Genomic DNA, 8,738 nt, shown 5'->3' on the forward strand with positions numbered 1-8,738 from the left:
ATCAATCAGCTATTTGTACTGTACAATGAAGAGGAGCTCGATAGCCTTGTTTTACCACATCCTTTGCTCGGCAAACTCAGTATTCGCGAAATGTTTTTTCTGATGAGCTATCATCCCTTACACCACCTGAATCAAATCAAGGAAAACTTGGTCTCATTCAATCAATGAGCTACACTTTATTTATCAGCTTTTCATCGAATCAGTGTTAACGGTACTGTCTATTCTCTTGTATGGACCATATCATATAAATCAAAGCCTTCAGCCCAATAGTCTTTATGGATTTCCCTTAGTATAAAACCATTTTTCTTATAAAATCCGAACGTGAATTGAGAGGTACCGACTTCGATCTTTTCAACCTGATGATGGGTGTACAGAAAGTCAATACGGTGATGCAATAGATTTTTTCCAAAACCAAATCCGTGATATTTTGGATTTAAAAAACTCCAGCTCAAAAAACCTATGCGCTCATCATCAGAAAAACCTACTCCACCGCCACCAATAATTTGCCCGTTAACCAGCGCAACAAAATACGTCTCCATTTCCTGGTCAAGATATTCTGTGAAATCGGCAACCTCGCTCTGTGCAAAGTACTTCGGTATATTCATATGAAGAATATCGATCAGCTTATTTCTGTCCTGAACATCATATTTCCTAATTTCCAAATACTTATCCATAATTGGTATGATTACAAATCCCTGTCTATTGTTAACTTACATCTCCTATAAAGTTTATTAAATATAATAATAATTTAGTGTGTTTTTATTGCGCTATTTCCAGCCCTACCGATTGGCCGTATTTTTCCTAAAAAACATTAAAAACCATCGCTATTGGCTTGATTTTTGATTAATTTTACGGTCGCACTGCGGTAAGCAGATAATCATTAAATACCCAATATGCAAAAACCTCAAAAGGATATTCCGATTTTTTTTGAAGCATTAAATCAGATGCCGATTGCAACGGCGATTTATGATAATTCGAACCTCAATATCGCATTCGCCAACTCGCGAATGCTAAATATGTGGCGTACAGAGAACGAAATATTTGGACATTCCTTTGGAGAGGTTTTTCCGGTTTTTACCCAAGAAGGGTTTACAGATATACTCCGTAATGTCTGGGAAAGCGGCGTCACCTACAAGGCATTTGAAACCCCTGCAACGATCATTGACCGTGATTTCAAGATCAAACGCTATTTTGATTTTGAATACAAACCCCTCTTTGATAAGCGTGGCCGAACTTATTCCATCCTCCACACAGCCACAGATGTCACGCATAAGATACACGAAGAGAAACTTGAAGATCAAGAAAATATAACAATCAATCCCGCAACCAACCTGCGCATGATATCCTATACGCTATCACATGATGCTAAAAATCCTTTGGCTCTTGCTAAATTGGGTATAGGTGTACTAAAAGAACATTTGGATATGCAGTCCAATAGACGGCTCGAATTGTATGATGTCATTGATCAATCAGTTGAAAACATTGCTGATATTATCGACAAAACGGTCGAACTGAGTCTTGCTCCAATTAATAGACTACGGAAACAACCTGTTCGTTTAGATCTTACATTGCCCAATTGGTGCCGGGAAGCGAAATTACTATACCGTAGCCCACATACTGAACTTATCTTTGGTGACCTTTTTCCAGTAAACAGTGATCAAAATGCAATCTACCAAATCTTTACAAACTTGATCAACAATGCGGTCAAATACTCTTCGGCCAATAAGAAAGCAGCGGTGCATATCTATAGTGAAAAAGTAACGAACGGTGTATTATATATCATCAAAGACAATGGTATCGGTATTCCCCAGCATGAACTCGAAAATATACGCATGGAAAGACTCCGTGGTTCAAATTCAACGGATTATCAGGGAAAAGGCATTGGGCTGTTTATCGTTCAGGAAATTCTTGAAAGACTCAAAGCGCAGATGGCCATCTTCAGTAAGGAGAACCAAGGGACCGAAATCCGTCTATTTTTTCCAAATTAATCGAGCGACCTAGCTCTTTTATCTTCCTTTGATGGCAAATTTTGTCAATCTTATTCTGCTTTCAAGAAAAATCATTGTTGGACTCCTGATTTATGGCTAATTTTGAGTGTTTAGAAATTGTAAGCAAAATCAGACACGTCTCTATGAATCATTTTCGTAAATATTGGAAACTATTTTCCCATATTGGTGCACATCCGGGCATGTCATACATCGATTTCAAACGTGTGCACATGATAAATTTGATTGCATTGTTATGTTTATTTCCGACAATTTTCTTTTCAATCCTCAATCTTATCGACCACCGCTATGTTTTATCGGCGATTAATTTCTCCAATTCTATATGTTCGTTTACGGTCCTTCTGCTTCAATATTATGGGAAACACAATATCGCTAAGGCAACTCTATTGATAAGTAATTCTGTGTTTTTCTTCGCTGGGGCACTACTTTATAAAAATGGCGGCGAATATTTTCTATTGTGCACATTGATTGTCTCGATGTTGATGTATGACAACCGAAAGATCCATATAGTCCTTTGTATTACGGTAGCTTTCCTGATTTTACTGTTATATCTGCTTCCTGATATACTTCCCCTGAGTCAGCAAGTTCCACGATCCAGATCTGTTTTCAATATTATCAATGCGCTTGCTTTTATGGTCGTTGCGGTCAACTTTTTTCTTGATATCATCTATAAGAATATGAAAAAAATTGAGCAGCAACGCCTCAACTTAGAATCCATGAATCGGGACAAAGAAAAAATTTTTTCTATTATCGCGCACGACATCAAAAGCCCTTTTGCCAACCTGGAAGCACTGATATTTATGTTTCGTAATCAGATGCTCGATAGTACGGCATCCCAGGAATATATCCAACAGATCTATCAGCAGATTACACAGCAGAATCAAGCTTTGGATGATTTGCTACAATGGGGCAGCAGCAGTATGCAAGGTATGAATACCAAAGCATCACCCCAATTAATCAAACCTATGATACAACAAATTATTAAAGTTTTTAATGAGAATACACAATCTAAACAACTAAAAATCAATATTAATATACCAAACAACACGCAGATAATTGCCAATCGGGATCATACCATTATTATTTTACGCAACTTGATTAGCAATGCGATCAAATTCAGCTATGTAAATGGGAATATCAACATCTACACCAGCGTGGATGAAACCTATACACATATTCATATTCAGGATGAAGGAATAGGAATTAACCCCTTGAAGTCTGCTGCACTTTTTAATGAAATTCAGCAAAAGTCCTTTGGCACTGAAGACGAGCCCGGATCGGGTGTGGGCCTTGTCTTATGCAAGGATCTTATTGAACGAAACAAAGGTATTGTGAACATCCAAAGTACACCCAATAAGGGATCCGTTTTTACAGTTGGATTGCCATCCTGCCCCAGCCATAAGCAGCAAACCAAGATCGAAGTTCCTACATGCTGTTAACCCAAATATAGGTTTAGAAAATTTTTGATGAGATTATTTATGGTAGAAAAACTTTGTGTACTTCAATATAGGTTCATTTTTGTAGATTTACTCCTAATACACATTGACGCAAAGGAAATATGGAAGCAAATGCCAATTATGTATATAAAATCATCGACACACCAGTTGGCCCTATACACTTAATCGCTACCGAAAAGGGACTTTCAGGTTTAGTTTGGGCGGACAAGGATTATATCCGCACAAAACTTCCTACAGCAACCTACAATGAAGAGACTCCCGTTTTAATACAGACGGAACTGCAGCTGAATGAGTACTTTGCAAAAAAAAGACAGATATTTGATATTCCGCTTGATTTTCAGGGAACAGCCTTTCAGATCAAGGTCTGGAAAATGCTTTTAGGTGTTCCCTATGGTACAACCAGGACTTACGGTCAACTGGCGCAGCAACTTGGCGACAGCAAAGCCGTCCGGGCCGTTGGTGGCGCGTTGAATAAAAATCCTATCGCTATCATTGCCCCTTGCCATAGGATAGTTGGCACCTCGGGCAAGCTCGTTGGCTTTGCCGGAGGCATTCGCAATAAGTCTATCCTGCTTGACCTTGAACAACAATATCGGACCCCGACACTATTCGGTCTTTAACGCTGACTATTAGCCTTAGAGTATGTTATTCCTGCGGAATAACAATCATTTCAGGGAATCTTTGAATTGCCGATGAAGAGAAAAAAAAATGCATCTCCGCTTTTGTAATTAAAACTATATCTTTATAAAAAGAATTACACGGTCACTATGATAGAGAATACGTTTGGAATGGATATAATGCCTGAAAATGAACATGACAGACTGAATGCCCTCAGACGCTATAAAATAACTGGAACCCCTTCTGAAGCCAGCTTTGATGGAATTGCAAAATTAGCCACACAAATCTTCAATGCCCCTATTGCATTACTCTCACTGGTCGATGCAGAATCTGTCTATTTCAAAGCAAATATTGGCATGGGCACTACAAAGGAAACGAACCGAGGGCAAAGCTTGTGTAGTCTAGCTATTCTGGACAAGAAAGTAACGGTCTTTGAAGATACACTGAAAGAAGATATTCTACTGACCAATCCAAATGTAATTGGAGATTTTGGACTACGGTTTTACGCAGGTGCACCACTTATTACCCATGATGGTTTTATGATCGGTTCGCTGTGCGTCATCGACAAACATCCACGCGTTTTCACTACAGCAGATCGACAGATATTAGAAGGTCTTGCACGGACCGCAATGGACCAAATCGAGCTTCGAAGTTCTTCCATAGATAAAATTGATGAGCTTGAGGGTGTCAATATTACCATGGCAACCATGCAACAACGGCTGCTCGAACTTAATGACGAGATGGAACTTGCCAATGATGAACTTTATCGTACCAATAGCCAGCTCAACAAATCCTATGATTTGACAGTGCTGCTCAACAAAAACCTCAAAAAAAGTGAACGTCGATTCAGATCCTTTATAGATAAGGCCCCAATAGCATTTGCGATTTTAACAGGTCGTGAATTAGTCATTGAAGTTGCCAATGATATGATGCTCAAACTCTGGCACAAAACAGAAATCATTCTTGGCAAACCACTTGAGCAAGCACTTCCCGAATTACAGGGACAGCCTTATTTGGGAATATTGGATGATGTCTTTACTACTGGCCAAAATTATATTGGAGACACTGCCTACGCAAGACTTGAGTCTATGGGAGTATTGGGCGATCATTATTTTGATTTCACCTATGAGCCGTTGAAGAATGATGAAGGTGAAACGGAGTCTATTATTGTCATCGCCAATGAGGTTACGGAGCGTATCAAAAGAAACGAACACCTTGAAGCCCTCAACTATCAGCTGGAAATTGCACTAAAAGCTGGTGAACTCGGTTCTTACAATCGCGATATAAGAACAGGTAAAATGGACTGCTCGGAAACCTGTAAACTCAATTTTGGCCTCACTAAAAACGATCGCTTTGACTATGACGTCCTCATGCAAAGCATCGTCCCTGAGCACCGCGAAATGGTCTATCAAAAAGTTCTGGATGCTATCCAGAACAAGACCACTTATCACGCTGAATATCTCATACGTTGGCCTGATGGATCGTTGCATTGGATCAATGCGTCGGGTCTTCCCAAATACGATGCAGAAGGTAATGCGACTCACCTCATTGGTGTAGTGGCGGATATCACAAAACGGAAAAATTATGAGTCTCAAAAAGATGATTTCTTGGGTATTGCCAGCCATGAACTAAAGACGCCCGTCACGGGATTAAAGGGAACAATTCAACTGCTGGAACGATTCAAGGACAAAACTGGAAGTGACATCATTTCAAGACTTATTGATCAGTCTGCTGTCAATATCAAAAAGATCGTTACTCTTGTTGACGACCTGCTCAATATGCATCGAATCAGTGAAGGGCAGCTTCATCTCGAAAAAACAACCTTCAAGGCATCGAAGATACTTACCTCCAGTTGTCACAATATCATATCCCAAGGCAACCATCAAGTTAATATTACCGGCGATCTCGATGCAGATATCTTTGCCGACGAACAACGTCTAGAACAAGTCCTTGTCAATTTTGTCAATAATGCCGTTAAATATGCTCCAGAATCGAGAGAAATCAATATTACGGTTGAACAGTTGCAAGATCGTATCAAAATAACCGTCAAAGATCAAGGTGAAGGTATTAATCCGGCAGTACAGCCATTTATTTTTGATCGATATTATGGAGCTAATCACGAAGGCAAATCCTACTCGGGGCTTGGACTGGGGCTCTATATTTCCGCTGAAATAATCAAAAAACACGCGGGTCAGATAGGAGTTGATAGCACCGTGGGTTTGGGCAGCAGTTTCTGGTTTTCCATCCCACTCCCGACAGCAGAAAAATAAACACAAAAGAGCCGGTTTTTACCCGGCTCTTTACTATCAAATCATACGTGCTTATTGACAGACTGCTTACACTTACGTGTAATAGTCCGGCATTTGAAAATAGACTTAGGCTATCTCCTCAACCGTCGCATCAGGCGCATTCTTCTTGACAGATTCAATGCCATTTTCCATACCACTTGCGCTTTCATACATCTCGCTGGTTCCAATAATTTGGCCATTGGTAGCCTTGAGGTTGAAGTAGTGCTTACCGTTCGTAGAAGTTTTACGATCAAATTTGTTATCGTCCTGAGCGTTCTTTTTTACAGATTCAACGCCATTTAAGCAGTTTGCTTTAGTTGTATAACCTTCACTGCTTAAAATCACCTGTCCGTTTCCAGCTTTTAGATTAAACTGGAATTCTCCATTTTTCCGTGTTTTTACTTCAAATTTACCCATTTTCTCAATTAATTAAATAAATATGTGGTTATCGGAATTAACTTCCATACTAAAGATAATACTTTTCAATGTTTTTATTGTAAAACAACGATTAATTTTTTTATTATCAATAAGGCACATACTTCCTATACATCTGTACTAACAGATTCAACGCCACAGTACGCAAGACAGTTTAATCTCTTAAAGCGGTTAAATCTTGTGTAGGAGCCGGCAAATTCAGATCACTTATCGCCGTATACACAGATTCATCGATTTTAAAACCCCATTTTCTAAAAAAATCCGAAAGATCTTTTTGTGCAATCTGACATGCCGACAGCATAAAATAGCGCATTTTCTCTGCGTCTGTTGAAACTGTGGGTCTGTTCTCGCGGGTAGTTTTGCTAAGTTTGATGTAGAAATCATCACCAAACCCTAGCCAAAGCTGATGAAACATAATCATTTTCAAATCATTATCCCCTGAATTAAAGTTGCGGTCCGCGATGTTTTTCTGAAAGTAAGTCGTCAATTTAGGCCAGGAATTATTGGCAGTCACCCGGCTTACGGGCAATCCAAATCCCCTTTCACTGGCTAGAGAATAGACATTCACGGTTGTTTCTGTCAGATTGCCCCAGGTCCAAGCTTTTTGTTGATAGGTATGCCCTACTTCATGCCATATTCCCCATCCATTTGTATTGGACAGGTATTTTGGTTGCAACATACGATAAGATAAAGCATCTGTGAAATAAATAGAAATACCAGCAGCCATATAACCACCTGCACTCGAATCTCTCACGGTAATCAGGTGTTTATTATATGGTATGGCATGGACTCCACTCGTACCATTCAAACCACTGATCCGATTGGAAAAACCAATAATTGAATCCAGTCTATCCACAATAAGCTGTTGATCTTCGTTCTTATACAGCATCGCATCGGCAATTTTGGTTACCATAATGGTGTGATCTGACGAGAAGACGACATCCGGCACGGTATTTTTCAACGAATCCAATGTAGCTACCCATTGCTCATGGGTGGTAATTCCCTTTTGAAAGTAAGGTACCGGGATAAAGCCATTGCCAAAAGAAAGCTCTATTTCTCCAGTTGTTGTGTAATTATCAGCTGTATAAATCACATAAACCAAGCCCCCGTATTGATCCACTGTGAACGTTTGCGTACCTGCTTGGAGATTAAAATACTGCCGTACTGGTCGAATATTGTCTCTAAAAGGCGTCCCGATCGCCAAGCGTGCTGCTGTCATCCCCGAGTTGACTTTTACTTTTATCGTTATAGTACTGTTTGGCGCTACATAAAATCCGGTCATTTGCATCTCATTATGATTTGCGCGAAACTGAAGTCTATCAACCTCAGTTGCAGCCGAAGGACTTACTTTAAATCGTTGGACCGAATCCGCTATTGCTAAGGATTCTGCGCTGGAATCGTTCAGTAAAGTGTACATTAAGCTACCATCCTTCCGGCAGGAAGTGCTCATAGCGATCACTAAAATCGTGATTAAGGAAAACACGGTCTTTCTCATAATTTTTAAATAAAGTTTATAATTTGTATTAATTGTCAACACTTCTTTCCGATCACCCTTCAAAGCCTCAGCGGCTGTTTCGAAGTTTTTATTTTTCTAATCGATTTATGGTTCATCGAAACCTGAAAACCAGATGATCCCTGCAAAGAATTCACTTCACCTTCAGCAAAGTATTTTAGTTCATAATCTAAAAGCAAGATATAATATATTGTACGGAAAAATAATCAACCACTCCACATCAAACGTTTGCACAATCAACGAAAACCTTTTCGCTTTGATAAATTTCAAATAATTATAAAGAAAATCTGTTTTAAAAAAATGACAAGAAACGAGTAACACCCCTATTCTCTACTGCTATAGAAGCTAGATGTTATTCAAACTAATTACACAACCCCAACGTTATTCCCTCGAACACCACATCATAAAGGACTAACATGGC

The 8,738-nt window shown here is 39.3% G+C and carries 7 protein-coding genes; 4 read left to right on the top strand and 3 right to left on the bottom strand.

All coding sequences use genetic code 11. The features are described 5' to 3' along the window. Nucleotides 1-218: 218 nt before the first annotated feature. Nucleotides 219-674 carry a GNAT family N-acetyltransferase gene (locus B2X72_RS02875; protein ID WP_075992798.1) on the bottom strand — a complete coding sequence of 152 codons (456 nt, stop codon included), beginning with the start codon at nt 672-674 and terminating at the stop codon, nt 219-221. 219 nt (nt 675-893) lie between these two features. Here B2X72_RS02875 and B2X72_RS02880 point away from each other — a divergent pair, with 219 nt between their 5' ends. The 4 genes from B2X72_RS02880 (at nt 894) to B2X72_RS02895 (ending at nt 6,351) form a co-directional block, all read left to right on the top strand. Beyond that, a complete protein-coding gene (locus B2X72_RS02880) occupies nt 894-1,988 on the top strand; it encodes a PAS domain-containing sensor histidine kinase (RefSeq protein WP_088161721.1) in 1,095 nt (364 codons plus the stop codon). Nucleotides 1,989-2,218: 230 nt separating this feature from the next. Next, nucleotides 2,219-3,445 (top strand): sensor histidine kinase, encoded by a 1,227-nt coding sequence (locus tag B2X72_RS02885; protein WP_286848227.1) that lies wholly within the window; start codon nt 2,219-2,221, stop codon nt 3,443-3,445. 119 nt (nt 3,446-3,564) lie between these two features. Beyond that, on the top strand, nt 3,565-4,083 hold the full coding sequence (locus tag B2X72_RS02890; protein WP_088161723.1) for a methylated-DNA--[protein]-cysteine S-methyltransferase: 519 nt from the start codon (nt 3,565-3,567) through the stop codon (nt 4,081-4,083). A gap of 147 nt (nt 4,084-4,230) precedes the next feature. Beyond that, on the top strand, nt 4,231-6,351 hold the full coding sequence (locus tag B2X72_RS02895) for an ATP-binding protein (RefSeq protein WP_286848229.1): 2,121 nt from the start codon (nt 4,231-4,233) through the stop codon (nt 6,349-6,351). 105 nt (nt 6,352-6,456) lie between these two features. Here B2X72_RS02895 and B2X72_RS02900 read toward each other — a convergent pair whose 3' ends face one another. After that, nucleotides 6,457-6,786: a YegP family protein gene (locus tag B2X72_RS02900; protein ID WP_075992803.1), complete on the bottom strand. Its 330-nt coding sequence runs from the start codon at nt 6,784-6,786 to the stop codon at nt 6,457-6,459. Between the two features lie 172 nt (nt 6,787-6,958). Next, nucleotides 6,959-8,299, bottom strand: coding sequence for a M60 family metallopeptidase (locus B2X72_RS02905; protein WP_286848230.1), 1,341 nt, complete (start codon nt 8,297-8,299; stop codon nt 6,959-6,961). Between the last annotated feature and the right edge of the window lie 439 nt (nt 8,300-8,738).

This window comes from Sphingobacterium sp. UBA7253, assembly GCF_002472745.1.
GTDB classification, from domain to species: Bacteria; Bacteroidota; Bacteroidia; order Sphingobacteriales; family Sphingobacteriaceae; genus Sphingobacterium; species Sphingobacterium siyangense.